Annotated in this window: 16 protein-coding genes; 3 read left to right on the top strand and 13 right to left on the bottom strand. The window is 48.9% G+C overall.

Going from position 1 to position 16,232, the window contains the following annotated elements; translation table 11 throughout:
• Positions 1-38: 38 nt before the first annotated feature.
• Both OEY58_12940 and OEY58_12935 read left to right on the top strand, forming a co-directional pair.
• Positions 39-1,403 carry a hypothetical protein gene (locus tag OEY58_12940; GenBank protein ID MDH5326360.1) on the top strand — a complete coding sequence of 455 codons (1,365 nt, stop codon included), beginning with the start codon at positions 39-41 and terminating at the stop codon, positions 1,401-1,403.
• A 53-nt stretch (positions 1,404-1,456) separates the two neighbouring features.
• Positions 1,457-2,242 (top strand): tyrosine-protein phosphatase, encoded by a 786-nt coding sequence (locus tag OEY58_12935; protein ID MDH5326359.1) that lies wholly within the window; start codon positions 1,457-1,459, stop codon positions 2,240-2,242.
• Between the two features lies 1 nt (position 2,243).
• Here the strand turns inward: OEY58_12935 and gpmI are convergent, their stop codons facing one another.
• Positions 2,244-3,794 carry a 2,3-bisphosphoglycerate-independent phosphoglycerate mutase gene (gene gpmI, locus OEY58_12930; protein MDH5326358.1) on the bottom strand — a complete coding sequence of 517 codons (1,551 nt, stop codon included), beginning with the start codon at positions 3,792-3,794 and terminating at the stop codon, positions 2,244-2,246.
• A gap of 432 nt (positions 3,795-4,226) precedes the next feature.
• On the opposite strand from gpmI, the gene OEY58_12925 reads away from it, so the two are divergent.
• Positions 4,227-5,243, top strand: coding sequence for a porin (locus OEY58_12925; GenBank protein MDH5326357.1), 1,017 nt, complete (start codon positions 4,227-4,229; stop codon positions 5,241-5,243).
• 688 nt (positions 5,244-5,931) lie between these two features.
• Here the strand turns inward: OEY58_12925 and OEY58_12920 are convergent.
• The 12 genes from OEY58_12920 to ruvB all read right to left on the bottom strand — a co-directional run bounded on the left by OEY58_12920 (position 5,932) and on the right by ruvB (position 16,204).
• Positions 5,932-7,554, bottom strand: coding sequence for a fused MFS/spermidine synthase (locus OEY58_12920; protein MDH5326356.1), 1,623 nt, complete (start codon positions 7,552-7,554; stop codon positions 5,932-5,934).
• Positions 7,541-8,281: an SAM-dependent chlorinase/fluorinase gene (locus OEY58_12915; protein ID MDH5326355.1), complete on the bottom strand. Its 741-nt coding sequence runs from the start codon at positions 8,279-8,281 to the stop codon at positions 7,541-7,543. Before OEY58_12915 ends, OEY58_12920 begins: the two co-directional genes overlap by 14 nt.
• Entirely contained in the window at positions 8,278-8,961 is a 684-nt protein-coding gene (gene queC / locus OEY58_12910) for a 7-cyano-7-deazaguanine synthase QueC (protein MDH5326354.1), read from the bottom strand. The genes OEY58_12915 and queC overlap by 4 nt, the downstream gene beginning before the upstream one ends.
• Positions 8,958-9,605, bottom strand: a complete 648-nt coding sequence (queE, locus tag OEY58_12905) for a 7-carboxy-7-deazaguanine synthase QueE (GenBank protein ID MDH5326353.1) — start codon at positions 9,603-9,605, stop codon at positions 8,958-8,960. Before queE ends, queC begins: the two co-directional genes overlap by 4 nt.
• Positions 9,606-9,701: 96 nt before the next feature.
• Positions 9,702-10,499 (bottom strand): tol-pal system protein YbgF, encoded by a 798-nt coding sequence (gene ybgF, locus OEY58_12900; GenBank protein ID MDH5326352.1) that lies wholly within the window; start codon positions 10,497-10,499, stop codon positions 9,702-9,704.
• 116 nt (positions 10,500-10,615) lie between these two features.
• A complete protein-coding gene (pal, locus tag OEY58_12895) occupies positions 10,616-11,164 on the bottom strand; it encodes a peptidoglycan-associated lipoprotein Pal (GenBank protein MDH5326351.1) in 549 nt (182 codons plus the stop codon).
• Between the two features lie 151 nt (positions 11,165-11,315).
• Entirely contained in the window at positions 11,316-12,611 is a 1,296-nt protein-coding gene (gene tolB / locus OEY58_12890) for a Tol-Pal system beta propeller repeat protein TolB (protein ID MDH5326350.1), read from the bottom strand.
• Positions 12,611-13,573 (bottom strand): cell envelope integrity protein TolA, encoded by a 963-nt coding sequence (gene tolA / locus OEY58_12885; protein MDH5326349.1) that lies wholly within the window; start codon positions 13,571-13,573, stop codon positions 12,611-12,613. The genes tolB and tolA overlap by 1 nt, the downstream gene beginning before the upstream one ends.
• Positions 13,574-13,578: 5 nt before the next feature.
• Entirely contained in the window at positions 13,579-14,049 is a 471-nt protein-coding gene (gene tolR / locus OEY58_12880) for a protein TolR (GenBank protein ID MDH5326348.1), read from the bottom strand.
• The gene (gene tolQ / locus OEY58_12875) at positions 14,049-14,723 is read right to left on the bottom strand and encodes a protein TolQ (GenBank protein MDH5326347.1); all 675 of its coding nucleotides are present in this window, start codon (positions 14,721-14,723) and stop codon (positions 14,049-14,051) included. The genes tolR and tolQ overlap by 1 nt, the downstream gene beginning before the upstream one ends.
• Complete coding sequence (gene ybgC / locus OEY58_12870) at positions 14,720-15,127, bottom strand: tol-pal system-associated acyl-CoA thioesterase (GenBank protein ID MDH5326346.1); 408 nt, start codon at positions 15,125-15,127, stop codon at positions 14,720-14,722. The genes tolQ and ybgC overlap by 4 nt, the downstream gene beginning before the upstream one ends.
• Positions 15,128-15,145: 18 nt before the next feature.
• On the bottom strand, positions 15,146-16,204 hold the full coding sequence (gene ruvB, locus OEY58_12865; protein MDH5326345.1) for a Holliday junction branch migration DNA helicase RuvB: 1,059 nt from the start codon (positions 16,202-16,204) through the stop codon (positions 15,146-15,148).
• Positions 16,205-16,232 lie beyond the last annotated feature (28 nt).

Here is a 16,232-nt window from a genome sequence, read left to right as displayed (position 1 = left end):
CGAGATGGCCTTAAAACATTGCATAGGGAATTCAGACAATGGCACAAATCGTTTATGGTAACGAACCGGAAACCCGACTGTACAGCGACGCAAAACTGCGCAAAGCGGTTAACCACGTTTTACTGGGCACACGCCTGGACGTGCTCGCCGAAACAGACAAGGCCTATCACGTGGATGCCCGCGGACGTGGGCAATCCGGATGGGTTAACAAAAAACATGTTCGTTCTACGTCGGTTTTCAAAATATTCTTTTTGGATGTGGGACAAGGCGACGGAGCAATCATTGAATCCCCTCTAGGGATTATCCTCCTGGATGGCGGTCCTTCAGATAAATACCACCATTTTATGAAACACCGCTACAAACGGCTCATTCAGGAACACGGATCTATCAATATTCAAGCGATGGTGATGAGCCATCCCGACTGGGATCACTTCAACGGACTCACACCGGTGTTGAAGGATAAACATTTTCACATCGGTCACATCTATCATAACGGCATTATCCGCTACAAAAACACCGACAATAATCGTAATACCAAAATTGGCTCCACGCAACAGCGACAAATCAACGGACGCACCCGAACCGTCCTCACCGAGACCTATGACACTCTTAGTGATGTTAAAAAACTGGTGCAAAGCGGTAATTTAATGAGCTCTTTTGGGAACTTTTGGCAAGCCGCATTGGATGCCAAGCAACAGGGACGACTCAAAGGAGCCAAATGCCTCAATGTCCACCACAAAACCCTACCCGGTTACGGGCAAGACCCGTCTCAGGGGTTACGAGTTGATGTTCTCGGCCCGATACCGTTAAGTCCGGCCGACGAAAAACCGGAGTATATGGGCTTTCCTAACGCCGAAGACTTTGGCCTCGACACAGCCGAAATGAGTGAATCACATACCATCAACGGTCATTCCCTGGTTTTAAAGTTCAGCTATGGCAAACACAGTTTTCTATTGGGCGGTGATTTAAACATACCGGCACAGTGGCACTTGCTGCAACACTATGGCGACGCCAACCCGTTTCGGGTTGACGTCGCCAAAGCCTGCCATCACGGTTCTTCGGACTATTTGGTGGATTTTCTAAAGCGGGTTCGCCCCATGGCCAACGTAATCTCTTCGGGCGACAATAAATCCTTCGACCACCCTATGGCTGACGCCATGGGCGCCATCGGTAAACACTGCCGCGGCAACCACCCGCTTATGTTTTCCACGGAATTAGCGCGAGCGGAGAACAACGGTTCCACACACTACGGATTAATTAATCTGCGCAGTAACGGTAAAGTGCTCACCATGGCGCAAATGAAAGAGCAACACGACAAAGCCGACGTTTGGGACAGCTACACCCTGCCTTGGAACGGTAAGTTTCATGCGCAGATCAAACAAATGAAAAAAGTGTCAGGGTAATTCTATAATATACACATCACGTTCGAGCCTAACGGTTTTAATAAGGACAAGCCATGATTCAACGGCACGTATTCCAACGCCACATCCCCCTGCGCGGAACCGTAAACTTTCGTGATATCGGCGGTTATTCAACGCAAAACAAAAAGACGTTTCGCCCCGGTATGATTTACCGCTCGGCACATTTGGCCAAACTCAAACGCGCTGATATCAACCTGGTGGATCAACTGGGCTTGCGTTTGATTCTCGATTTACGCAACCCACAGGAAATTGCCCACTCGCCCAGTCGACTGCCTCCTCCAGCACCGCCGGTGATAAACCTGGCCATGCACAATCCTGCCCTGGATCACGACCAACTTTACCGGGATTTGCTCTCTGGAAAATTAAATCAATTCGACTTTGAAGATTTCTTCAAACAGGAATATCGTCGTTATGTTACAGACTGCGATGATGAAATTCGCAAATTGTTCAGTATACTACTGCAAGAGGATAACTATCCTGTATTGATACACTGTACCGGCGGCAAGGACCGCACTGGAATTTTGGTGGCCCTGATTCATCTGGCGCTGGGTGTGCCCGCTGCTACCGTATATTCTGACTATCTCTTGTCGCAGGAAACCATGCGCTCCTACATCAAAACTCTGCGTTTCAAACTGAAACTCATGTCACTGTTTCGGCTGCAAACGCACAAAATTTGGCCCCTACTGGAAACCCACGCTATGTTCCTTCAGGAGGCCCTGGACACCATAAATTCGCTGCACGGTTCTACCTCAAACTACTTGACCCATTTGGGCATGGACAATACACAAAGGCACATGCTGCAAACTTTGCTGTGTGAATAATCTACGGCAAGTTATTCAAAGGTTTGATCAACAAGGATCGCCCACTCATCCCATCCGGTTTGCTCAACCCCATCAAATGCAGCACCGTTGGCGCCACACTGCTTAAGCCGGCACCAATAGACAAACTCCAATGCACTTCATCCATGACCATGCACGGGACAGGAAATACCGTATGCTGCGTTTGTGGCGAACCGGTATGAAAATCCACCATCTCTTCGCAATTGCCATGGTCTGCCGTCAACACGACCGAATAACCTCGTTGCTCTGCAACTTGTAATACCCGCCCCACTTCCCGATCCAAAGTTTCCACGGCACTGATAATGGCATCGCGTACACCCGTGTGTCCCACCATATCGCCGTTGGCGAAATTAACCGCAATAAAAGAATAATTTCCCGCATAAATCGCATCAATAACTGCATCGGCCACTTGCGCCGCACTCATTTGTGGTTCCAAATCATATGTGGCAATTTGCGGTGACGGGATAATTGTACGCACCTCGCCTGTATAAGGATCGCCATGACGACCGTTAAGAAAATAAGTGACATGGGCATATTTCTCTGTTTCGGCACAATGAAACTGAGCTAAACCGGCTCGACTGACCACCTCGGCCAAGGTAGTTCTGGGACGGTCCTGTTGAAACGCATGGGGTAAACGATACCATTCATCGTATTGGGTCATACACACTACTTCCACGGGCTCATAATCGCCACGATCGAAGTTATCAAAATCCGGTTTATACAAGGCAGCGGTCATTTGTCGCGCTCGATCTTTGCGAAAATTAAAAAATATGACGCTATCTTTATCGGTAATCGGAGCAGCTCCCGGCAGCACCACCGGCGAAATAAATTCATCGGTTTCACCGTGTTCGTAGGCGGTTTCAATCACCTGTTGTGCACTGTCTAAACGATCCCCCTGCGCTTTGGCTATGGCTTTCCAGGCCAGTTCAATGCGCTCCCAACGGTTATCTCTGTCCATGGTGAAATATCGCCCGGACACAGTGGCGATAAATCCACCAGCCGCCTGTAACGCAGGTTCCACTTCCGCCAGAAACTTCAATGCCATTGTAGGACCGGTATCGCGTCCATCAGTAATCATATGCAATACGGGTTTACCACCGTGACGGCGACATAAATCAATCAGGGCCAGCAAGTGTTTGGTATGGCTGTGCACACCACCGTTGGAGACCAACCCCAACAAATGTACCACACCTCCACTTGTGCATACTTTATCCACAGCCTGGCACAACACCGGGTTTTCATAAAACGAACCATCATTGATAGCATCATCAATAGCCACCAGATCCTGACGAATTATATCGCCACAACCAATGGTCAAATGCCCCACCTCGGAATTTCCCATTTGGCCGTCAGGCAGCCCCACAGCCGGACCGGAGGCTTGCAACAAAGTCACAGGATATCGGGAAAAATAGCTATCGAGCTTGGGGGTTTTTGCTTCAGCCACTGCATTGTTGAGACGCGAAGGATTAACACCAAATCCATCCAAGATCAGCAGTACTACAGGACGCCGAGGCGCCAAACCGTTGTCAGCCATAAATCAGCGGACTCCTTTTAGCAAACAATTAAACAAAAGATTCAACACACACGATTTATTAAGCGAAAGGTTCTTAACAAACTATAGGCTGTTTTAGTGAAAATATGGAGATTCCCATGTGACAATACGCATCATCAAAGCAACCAAATTCGTACTGTTTTTTTTTGCTCTGGAACCTCTAAGTCTAGGACAATATTTGTTCATACTCCAGTTTTCCGCTGTCACAAAATTTTAATTTGACGCTACTAAAAACAAGCAGTAGGATACGCTGGATTTCACTGATTTTAATTATGTATCCTGCAGTCAGGTTGTGTTTTGAGCAAGTGTTTTATGTGTTAGCCTGGTGCTTAAACATAACTCAAGGACAACATTCTATGCCCTTGGCGCTCACTCGCCAGAGGCTTTCAAAAGCCATAATAAGGAGAGTTTTAAATGAACAAAAAGCTATTAACCATTTTGGTTGGTTCCGCCCTGGCGTGTGGCGCATCAATCTCCCAAGCTGAAGTCACTATTTACGGAAAAGCGCACTTATCCCTGGATAGCCTGGATAACGGCACCGATTCTTTCATGTTCGTTTCCAGCAACTCCAGCCGTTTGGGTCTAAAAGGTGACGAAGATCTGGGTGAGGGTCTGAAACTTATGTGGCAGATTGAAAGCTCAGTGACTGCAGATGCCGGTGGCGGTACTATTGCCGGTCGTAACACTTTCGTCGGTATCGGCGGTAATTTCGGTAAAGTTCTCCTCGGTCAGCACGATTCTCCTTTTAAATCTCTGGGTCGTAAAGCGGATCTGTTCGGTGACCAGGTTGGTGATTCCCGTAACCTGATCAGCGGCGACGGAAGCTCTAACGTTGGATTTGATCCTCGTTTGGACGACGCACTCGTGTATATGTCACCCAACTTCAGTGGCTTTACTCTGTCCGTTGCCTTAGGCCAGGAAGACGGAGTGACTGACGGTGGTGCAACCAGTATCAGCGGTGTTTACAGCAACGGTCCGATTACCGCCGGCGTAGCCATTGAAACCCATGATGCAGGCCTAGGTGGTGGTGCAGATTCTGAAAGCGGCACCCGAATCGCCGGTAGTTACAAAATGGATGCCTTCAAAATTAACGCCCTGTATCAAACCTTGACCGACATGGGCGGTACAGCCGGCAATGACTCTACCACTCTAGGTGTAGGCGGAGCATTCAAAATGGGCAAAAACGCGTTCAAAGCCCAATTTTACACATTGGATACTGACGCAGTCGACAGCAACGCCACAATGATTGCTTTGGGCTTTGACCACAAACTCAGCAAAATGACCACTGTGTATGCAGCTTATGCCAGCACCAGCAATGATGCCAACGTGGCTTACAGCGCCTCCGGCGGCGGTCATGGCGACAGCGCAGTTCCGCCCACGGCTGGTGACGATTCCAGTGCCCTGTCATTCGGTATCGTTCACTCGTTCTAAATACTGTTTGTTCGAAGCAACAAGACGGGGCCTGCGGGCCCCGTTTCTTTTTGTATCTAAGGAACCTCTGATTTGCTTCGTTGAAAAACTTGGAAATATTCCCGATATTCCCTGCGTTGGCAGTTGATTCGACACCAACACCAGTTACCACAACTTGCCAGCTTCAACTTTCAACTCCACAGCACCCGGATTGGGTAGGGTGGAATAGCGTTTTTTGCGTATTCCACCAAGCAGAGTTAAGCGGCATTCCAAAAGTGGCGATTAGCACAAAGTGTTACTGTATCATCACCTTTCGCCCGCGTGGGCACAAAAAGGCGTGCACCCTACAAAACTAACGACAACGATCCCAGCGGTTTGTATTCATTGATGCAACACCAACACCCGTTACCACAACTCCGCTAGTTTCAATACCACAACCTCCGGATTGGGTAGGGTGGAATAGCTTTTTTTGCGTATTCCACCAAGCAGAGTTAAGCGGCATTCCATAAATGGCGATTAGCACAAAGTGTTACTGTATCATCACCTTTCGTCCGCGTGGGCAAAAAAGGCTTGCCCACCCTTGTATCTACAAAACTGTGATTTGAGACTGCTCGGCGGAATACGTAAACTATTCCGCCCTACAAGTTACAGAACATCAAGAAATCGTCGCTTGGATTTGTTTTTTGTTGATACGAAAAAATATCAATTCTCACCCCAACAACACATCCCAATCCGTCACTCGGATCACGCGGCTGCGATTTAACTCCCGCAACCAACTGTCATAGAAGTCGATGGGATTGTATTCGTCACTGATGACCATCGCACGTGTCCCAGCCGGAAAATCATAACGCTTACCGAGATTGTGACGTATGCGTGCACTGATGCGTGGATGGATTTGAATTTGGTCCGCACGGGGTTGAGTCAAGGTACGTGGCTCTCCCTCATAAGCCAATAGAATCAAGTTGCCAACACCGTCGCCGGATTGCACATCAAAGGCGGGATACAACTCCACTTGCCGGAACACCTGCTTCAAGGTATGTATCACTGAAGCGGTCATATAATTTTGTTGCTTCAGACTACCAATAATATTGACACCTAAGACCCCATCCGACGCCAGGCCGCGCTTAACTTGTTGCAAGGCTTCCAGGCTCAACAAATGGGACGGGGTTATATCCCCGGTGAACACATCCAAAACCACAATATCGTATTGTTTTTGGTTTTTTTCCAAAAAATAGCGGGCATCGTCTGCGGCAACCTCACCTTGGGTTTGCAATCCAAAATACTGTTGCGCCACTTTGATGACTTCCGGATCGATATCCACAATATCGCAGTTTATACCCTGCTGATTGTACCAATTGACGATGGCTCCCATACCCACACCGAATACCAAACAACTGCCGGCCTTGGGGTTATTCATATACGTGAGGTACTGCAGATAATAAGAGTAGTCAAAGATGGAGAGATGGTTATTCATATCCATCCCTCCTTGAATCATGCCGTCAATCAGCAATTCACGGATATGATGCGGTTCATAGCTATAATCCAACACTTTGATTTCACCGTAGTAGGTCTCGGCATGAAAAACCGTACTCACCTTGGTGCCGTCAGCCAGTGTTTTTTCCTTTGGCTCCGCTCCAGTGAGATTGATTAATGGCATTAATAAAAACACCACAGTCCAGTAGCGCTTTTCAAACAAAACGAAATAACTCACCGACAACACAATGAGTAAGACACCCACCAAGGTAAAAATATTACTGACACCTAAATAGGCGATTAACACAAAACCGGTCAGTACGGTGCCCGCGGTACTGCCAATCGTGGATAAGGCATATAAGCCGCCCACTGTCGTCCCTAAATTTTGCATTTGTCGCGTGGCGATTTTAGCCAAATACGGCGAGACACAACCCAACAAAAATAAAGAAGGCCCGAATAAGATCAATGTGCTGGCAAAGGCACCCCAACGCAAACCCAAAGGCAGGCAAGCTTTTAGTACCACCCCTTTTACCAGGGGAACCCACAACACGAACACACTGGCGATCAATATGACCGCATACAAGTATTTGGGTGAGAAATAGCGATCGGAAAAATAACCGCCCACGGCATAGCCTATGGCCAATGCCAGCAAGGTCACGGTTATTAAAGAAGTCCAGACAAATAAACTCACGCCGAAAAACGGACCAATCACGCGTGAGCCCAACACTTCCACCACCATAATCAGTGCCCCGCAGAGCACACAGGTAATTCCCAAAAAAATGGCAAAAGGCTTATTGATAGTCGCTGTTGATACTGACTCGGTTACTGCCGCCCCCGGCATGACTTCATGGTTGTCCAAAACTCACCTCGTCCCCAATGGCTAAGTTATACTCCTGTGCGGCACTGCCTTGGTTGATGGAAATTTCCAATAACCCATTGGCGTTTTTATACCAAAACCCCGTACCCGTCGGCACATCGGCAAAAGTGCTCGCTCTTTGTAATTGCTGCGCGCCCATATGGACTGTGGTATCGGCAGACACGGAATCTGCCCGAACCCCCGCCATGGCGTTACCGTAATGGTCTATGTATATAATTCGCGGCAATTCCGGCGTCCAACTGGAATCAATCCAATCCGTGGGTGCCAGTTCCTGTGCCGAAGGTAACATATTTGCCGCCAATTGTGCGGCCACCGGAGCAAATAAATCCCGACCGTGAAAAGAGTTGGAGAGCTGTTGCGGACGCCAAAGAATATGCCATAAACGCATCGACGCTGCTTGTTTGGCCCGTTGCGCCACCACTTGGAACAAGCCGTTATCCGGTCCTACAAACCAGCGACCGTCAATATTGGCCATCATGGGATGACGCGCACTGCCGACACCGGGATCCACCACGCACAGAAACACCGTACCTACAGGGAATTCCTCCACATAGGCCGCCAATAAATAGGCAGAACAGCGCGGATCAAAAGCCGGAGCATCCGCAAACAAATCGACGATGGGTACGGTGGGTGCCTGTTGTAACAACACCGCTTTCATTTGCCCCATATACGGACCGGACACTCCGAAATCGGTAAACAGCACAATCATTGATAAACCGTGGGATCGTCTACCGCTGCCGCCGCAAACCCGTCTTTGCGAATACGACAGGAATCACACTTACCGCAGGCACGACCCTGAGCATCAGGATTATAACAGGATGTGGTTAAAGAATAATCTAGTCCTAAGGCGATTCCCTTGGTAATAATCTGTGCCTTAGTCAAAGAGATCAAAGGTGTATGAATCTTAAACGGTTCACCCTGCACTCCTTTTTTGGTGCCCAGATTCGCCGTCTGTTCAAAGGAAGCAATGAATTCCGGACGACAATCGGGATAGCCGGAATAGTCCACCGCATTAACACCGATAAAAATATGTTGCGCCGGTAGCACTTCGGCCCAAGCCAAGGCGATGGATAAAAACACCGTATTGCGGGCAGGAACATAAGTAATGGGAATGTCGCTGGAAGCCACTGTAGGTACGTCCAGGGATGTGTCCGTCAGTGCCGAACCGCCCATAGCACCTAACTCCAATGAAAATACCCGATGTAGTACCACCCCCTGCTGTGTGGTCACGCGCTTGGCAGCCTCCAGTTCGCAGCGGTGGCGCTGGCCATAATCAAAGCTGAGCGCATAACATGTATAACCTTCGCTCTTGGCCATGGCCAGCGCCGTAGCCGAATCCAAACCGCCGGAGACTAAAACGATGGCATTGGTGTGCGGTTTTTCATTCATCGCCCTTGGGCTTCTCCCCATAAACTCTTGTGCAACTGTAATTGAAATCGAACCGGCAGGGCATCATCCAGTATCCACTGTGCTAATTGGGCAGGATCTTGCTGACCATAGGCCGGTGAAAACAGCACTGTACATTTTTGTTGTAGTTGGTGTTGCTGTAATATCTGCACGGCCCAGTCATAGTCACCACGATCGCAAATCACCAGTTTAATTTGATCGTCCCGGCTCAGTTGTTGTAAATTTTCCCAGCGATTGCGCTCCGCTTCACCGGATGCGGGTGTTTTTAGATCCATCACTTTTACCACGCGGGAATCCACGCCCGCCAGATCCATGGCGCCACTGGTTTCCAGGGAAACCGCATAACCGTTATCACATAAATCGCGTAACAACACCAAGCAGTTTTTTTGGGCCAGGGGTTCACCACCGGTGACACACACGGTTTGACAATGATAGGGTCCGATCCGGGCCAATACCTGTTCCACAGACAGGCTTTGTCCACCCTGGAACGCATAGCTGGTATCGCAATACTGGCAGCGTAAAGGACATCCGGTTAGGCGTACAAAAACCGTGGGGACACCGGTACTTAATCCCTCACCCTGTAAGGAGTAAAAGATTTCAGAAATGCGTAGGCTGGTTTTGGTCATTTTGAATGCGTACCGCTTGAATCAAAGCGGCTCAGTCAGTCCACAGTTTGACGGGACCCTACTGAAACTTTAACTTTAGTTCAGTGTTTGCAAACACTAGTTCAGCGTTTGCAAGCGTTTACCGGCCAAACGTGCCGCTGTGGTATCGGGGAAATGCTTAACTACATTGCCCAAAATCACTTTCGCACGCTTGTTCTTTCCTAATTCCACATAGGTGTAGCCCATTTTCAACATAGCGTCGGCACGTTTATTACTTCTGGGATAATTGTCCAGAACCTTGTTGAACTCTTCCAGCGCCACCTGATAGTGTCGCTGCACATAGTTAGCCTCGCCCAACCAATACTGGGCATTATCGGCGTATTCTGCGGTGGGATAAGTTTCCAAAAACAGTTTAAAAGACGCAATCGCCAACTCATAATTGCCTTGTTTCAATAGTTCAAACGCTCTTTCGTAGGCTTCCTGTTCCAAAGCCACAGAAACCGAGGCGGCAGCGGGACTGCCGGCAGCATTGCTTGCGGGTACTTCTGCTTTACGCTGTGCCAATTCTTCGGCTTTTTTTTCAACCTCACCAATACGTCGGTCTATGTCGACGTACAAATCTCGCTGTCGTTTTTTAATACTTTCCATTTTATGGGCAATTTCTTCCATTTGCCCAACCAGCTTTTGCATTTCCTGCTGGAGCTTATCCACTTTGGTCATGACTTCAATGACCGGCTGCAGTCGCCTTTCTACCAGATCCAAGCGTCGCTGGGTATCCATACCGGCTTCCGGGGTAACGTTCTCCCGGGCAGTTACACTGGAAACGATAGCCAACATTAAGATCACCACTAGCCCCTTAATTGCTGCGTCTGGTGCAATATGAGTCTTGTTTTTATTATGTCGCCCTGTGCTCATTACGGCTTAACCTGATATGTAGTTGACATGGTCTCGGTAATATCGATCATAAAAAGTACAGCCGTATCCGACGAACCGCCGGATACGGCAAGAAGTCTTAACCCGTTGCAAATCGCTTAACGCTGGTAAACCAGTTCTGCACGTCGATTAGCATCCCAAGCGCTGTCGTCATGCCCCAGTTTAGCGGGTCTTTCTTCACCATAACTGATCACATTGATCTGATTGGCGGCCACACCATTGGCCAGCAATAAACGACGTACGGAATCGGCACGGCGCTCACCCAGAGCCAAGTTGTATTCGCGTGTTCCACGCTCATCCGCATGCCCTTCTAAAGTGAACATCAGACTGGGATTGCTCACCAAATGTTCAGCATGGGCACGAATGACCGGCAGAGCATCATCTCGTACGGTGCTGCTATCAAAATCGAAATAGACGGTTCGGGTAGCCAGCACGTTGTTGGGATCATCCAGGGGATCCACGGGTGCTTGCTCTGCGACCATTTCCTCACCAGCCGGAGGCGCAGTATCCTGTGCCGGTGCTTGGTCTTCAACCGCTACGGTATCTTCCGGCGGCGCCGCTTCTTTTACGTCACCGGTAGAACCGAAACAACCTGCCAATAATAAAACCGGCAGGATGGCAAGAGACATCTTGGTTAAGATCTTCATTCTCCAAACTCCTTATATTTTCACTTTGCATTAACAATAACCACTAAAAAAATTACAACACAAAAACTTTTCAACTGGAACAGCGACTGTTTCCCATAACCTGCGTCATGTGAAACCGGTAGTAGCGTTCAGTTTTTTTACAGCTGCAGACTTATTTTTCATACGGAGACCAAGCCGGTTCCCGCACATCTTCCACATAACGCAACCGTTGCCGTATCCGCCCATCCGTCGACACAGTTGCGAGTTCACCCTGCCTTCCAGTGGTTGCATAGATAATCATGCTGCCATTGGGCGCAAAACTGGGTGATTCGTCCAAAAAACCATCGGTTAATACTTGTATATGGCCAGTGCTCCACTCCAGCGTGGCGATTTTATAGCGACCGCCGGTTTTATGGACCATAGCCAATAATTTACCATCAGGCGACATGCTGGCTCTAGCGTTTTCTTGCCCTTCAAACGTCAACCGTTTCACATTTTTGCCATTTGATGACACTTTATACAATTGTGGTCGACCACCCCGGTCCGACGTAAATACAATCGTGTTGCCATCCGGTGTCCATACCGGCTCTGTGTCTATCGCCAAGTGTTTGGTAATTCGACGTAATTTCTTAGTTTTTAAGTCTATGACATAAATGTCCGCGTTTCCACGGTTTGCGATAACAAAAGCCAGTTTCTTTCCATTGGGTGACCAGGAAGGCGCACCATACAGTCCGGGGCGACCTCTATCGATCACTTCCCGCGTACCGGTACGCCATTCCTGTATGATGATTTTTTGTTTACCGTCCCTCTCTAATGAAGCGTAAGCAATTTTTGTACCGTCTGGTGACCAGGAGGGAGACATCAACGGTTCGGTAGAACGCAGTAACCGCCACTGATTGGCACCGTCCGCATCCGATATCCATAAGGTATGTTCTCTTTCTGTACCCACCCCTTCCGCCGTCACATAAGCAATTTGGGTGGAAAAGGCGCCGGGTGTACCGGTTAATTTTTCATAGATAATATCGGCAATTTGATGTGCAGTTTTGCGCAAGTTAATTTGATTACCTTGCTCCTCGGTATGGGCAATGATCTTTTCCTTAAATACATCCATCAACCAGTAACTGACACGGTAGCGATTTGCGCCAACAAAGCGAACTTTACCGATAACCAGACTTTCCACACCCAATACCCGCCAGTTGGTGTACTGGATTTGATCAGGCGAACTGGGACGACCAAACTCCGCCGGTACCGTAATGGCTTTAAACTGACCGGTGCGCACTAAATCATCCTGGATAATTTTGGCAATATCTTCCGGTGGTACACGTCCACCCTCTTCTGCAAAAGGAATGACGGCAATCGGTGCGGCGTCTTCGATACCCTGAGTTATTTCTATCACCAAGGGAGCAGCTTGAGCGGCTCCAGCACACCACGCCAAACAAAACACCCATATCCGCAGTCTTTTTTTCATCAAGATTCCACTTCAGAAAATTTGAGATTAATTTTACGAAACCGCTCAAATAAACCGGGCTCCGCAGGCAAGGGAAAAGGCTCGGATTTACGCACCGCAGTTTCGACAGAACGATCAAACAGTGAATCTCCGCTGGACTCGACCGTTTGTACATTGATCACATCGCCACTGGGAATCAGCTGTATGGAAACGGTACTACTCATTCCCGGTCTTACATTAGAGGGTTTTCTCCAATTTTGTTCGATTTTCTGGCGAATCATGGCGGTATACTTGTCCACCGTTTTCATGGCCTGTTGTTCCTTGACGACATCTAATGCTTGTTGTTCCTGGGCCATTTGCCGTTCCCGCTCTTTTTGCTCTTCCTGCATCCGGCGTTTCTTGCGTTCCTCTTCTTCGGCCTGCATTTGCGACAGCATGTCTTCGCGCTTACGCTTTTCTTCGGCGGCTTTGGCAGCCGCTTCGGCCCGCTCTTTTTCCTTTTGAGCTTTGGCCAAACGCTGCTCTTCCGCTTTGCGTTTTTGCTCCAGCTCTTTCTGTTTTTTGGCTTCCACCTCGCGCTTCTGCTTTAGGTCAGCAATGCGCTTTTTCTCTTGCTTTTCTTCAGCCAATCGCTGTTGTTTTGTCTTCTCGTGTTCACGTGCTTCTATTTCACGTTTCTTCTTGGCGGCAGCCAAGCGTTTTTCTTCCTGCTCACGCGCCTGTTTAGCTTTAGCTGCATCCTGCTCCAGTTTTTGTTGCCGTTCCTGCTCGGCCCGAATCTTTTCCTGTTCTTTCTTTTTCAGGGTCTCAATTTGCTTGCGAACTTTGGACTCATCCACCACAGTGGCTTCGACCACGTTAAGCTTAGGTTTATCGTCTTCGTCGGTCCAATCAAAACTAACGACTAAAACAGCCAGTAGGGCCGCATGGACCACAACGGCATAAAAAAGCGCTAAAGGATTTTTGAAAATTGTACCAATCACGGGGATTAACTCGATTTGCGTCGTTTACTTCTCTTTTTTGTTTGTTTTGGCGCGTCTGTTATCAAACCCACGCTGGGCGCTCCTGCCTTTTGCAATAAAGTCATGGCGACCACAACTTTGGAGTATTCTACACGACCGTCGCCACGAATCATAACCGGCGTACCCGGTTGGTGTTGCAACACCGCAGCAGCCAATGTCACCATGGTTTCGTGATTCACCGGTTTGTCCGGATTTTCACCAACGTTCAAATAATAATCACCTTCTTTATTGACGGTAACAATCAATGGTTCTTTGGTGTCCGTATCCACCGGTTCTGCTGTGGCCTGGGGTAAATCCACTTGCACCCCGGTGGTTAACAAAGGTGCAGTGATCATAAAAATCACCAACAGTACCAACATCACATCAATATAGGGCACCACATTGATGTCAGACATGGGCCGGCGTCGGCCGGTGGTTTTGTCAAAGATCTCTGCCATTATTTGTGGGCCTGTCGTTGTAGTATGCTGGCAAACTCTTCCATAAAGGTTTGATAACGTCCGACGATGCGATCCAAATCCGCCGAATAACGGTTGTAACTAACAACCGCCGGTATAGCGGCAAACAAACCCATGGCAGTGGCAATCAAGGCCTCGGCGATACCGGGCGCCACCATGGCCAGAGTGGCCTGCTTTACATTACCCAAAGCCCGGAACGAATTCATAATGCCCCATACGGTGCCAAACAAGCCCACATAGGGACTGGTGGAACCCACGGTGGCAAGAAACGGCAAATGGGTTTCCAGTTTGTCCAGTTCCCGCGACAATGAAACCCGCATAGCGCGTTGAGCACCTTCCAGTACGGCCATGGGATCGGCGGATTCCTGTTTGCGTAATCGCGCAAACTCTTTGAACCCGGCTTCATAGATATTGGCCATACCGGATTGGGGGAAACGCCCCGATGTGACCTGTGAATATAAGGTATTCAAATCACCACCTGACCAAAATTTCTCTTCGAACACATCTGCAGCCTTACTGGCCTTTTTCAACACCCGGGCTTTTTGAAATATCATAGTCCAGGACATGATGGACACCAGCATCAACAAAGCCATCACACCTTGCACCAAAACACTGGCATTGGTAACCAGACTGATTAACGACAAATCGGCATTCACACAGACATCTCCCTGCTTAGTTCTGCAGGAATGGCACAGGCTCGAAACTGCCCGGCTGTTTCCGTCACACAAACAACATTGACTTCAGCCGTACAAATCAAACTCTGTGAATCCGCAGATCTTATAGTTTGCTCAAACGCCAGGCTTGCTCCACCCAGCTTCTTCAATATCACCGTCACTTCCAACAGCTGATTAAAACCAGCCGCTTTTAGAAACTCAATGTTTAGCTTACGCACTACAAACAAGCAACCCTGCTCACGCAAGTGATCCTGTTCTATGCCAAGAGAACGTAGCCATTCGGTACGTGCCCGTTCCAGGAACTTTAAATAATTGGAATGATAAACCACACCGCCACTGTCCGTGTCTTCATAATAGACCCGCACCGGCCAGATAAATTCCTTCACAAACCCGCAAACCCCGAATCAGTTGGCAAACAAATCATCGGTACTGGGATTCTCACCGGTTTGTATAGGCGCCGGAGCCGGTAGACCAAAATGGGCATAGGCATGTAAAGTAGCCACGCGGCCCCTGGGGGTGCGCATTAAAAACCCCTGCTGGATCAAATAGGGCTCCAACACATCCTCAATGGTGCCCCGCTCCTCCCCAATAGCCGCAGCAATATTGTCCACTCCTACCGGACCACCCTGAAACTTTTCTATGATCGCCAATAACAGTTTGCGATCCAGCATATCAAAACCGTTGCCGTCCACATCCAGCATATCCAAGGCCGCACAGGCAACCGTAGCGCTGATACGGCCATCGGCCTTGATTTCCGCATAATCACGCACGCGTCGCAGCAAGCGGTTGGAGATACGTGGCGTGCCACGGGAGCGACGCGCAATCTCATGGGCTCCCCGTTCATCCATTTCCACTTGTAAAATACGGGCAGAACGCTTCACGATATGGCTCAGATCTTCCATGGAGTAAAACTCCAATCTTTGCACAATACCAAAGCGATCCCGTAACGGCGAGGTCAACAAACCGGCTCGGGTTGTCGCTCCCACCAGAGTAAAAGGCGGCAAATCCAATTTTACCGAACGGGCAGCCGGACCTTCGCCGATCATAATATCCAACTGATAATCTTCCATGGCCGGATACAACACTTCTTCCACCACGGGGCTGAGACGGTGGATTTCATCCACAAACAGAACGTCATTGGGTTCTAAATTCGTGAGTAAAGCTGCCAGATCACCTGGCTTTTCCAACACCGGCCCGGAAGTTTGACGACAGTTTACCCCCATTTCCGAGGCAACAATATGAGCCAATGTGGTTTTTCCCAGGCCGGGCGGTCCAAATATGAGGGTGTGATCCAATGGTTCCTGACGCAGGCGGGCGGCGGAAATAAAAATAGACATTTGCTCGCGCACTGCGGGCTGGCCAATGTAATCCGCCAACACCTTGGGCCGGATAGCTCGGTCCTGTTGGGTTTCCTGCTCACTGCCCAGCGATTGCGCACTTATTAAGCGATCCGGTTCTATCATAACCCACTCTTTATTATGGATTTACACA

This window comes from Gammaproteobacteria bacterium (genome assembly GCA_029882975.1).
GTDB lineage: Bacteria > Pseudomonadota > Gammaproteobacteria > SZUA-152 > SZUA-152 > JAJDNG01.
Note: the sequence above shows the minus strand (reverse complement) of the source record. Positions and strands in the feature narration are given on the sequence as shown.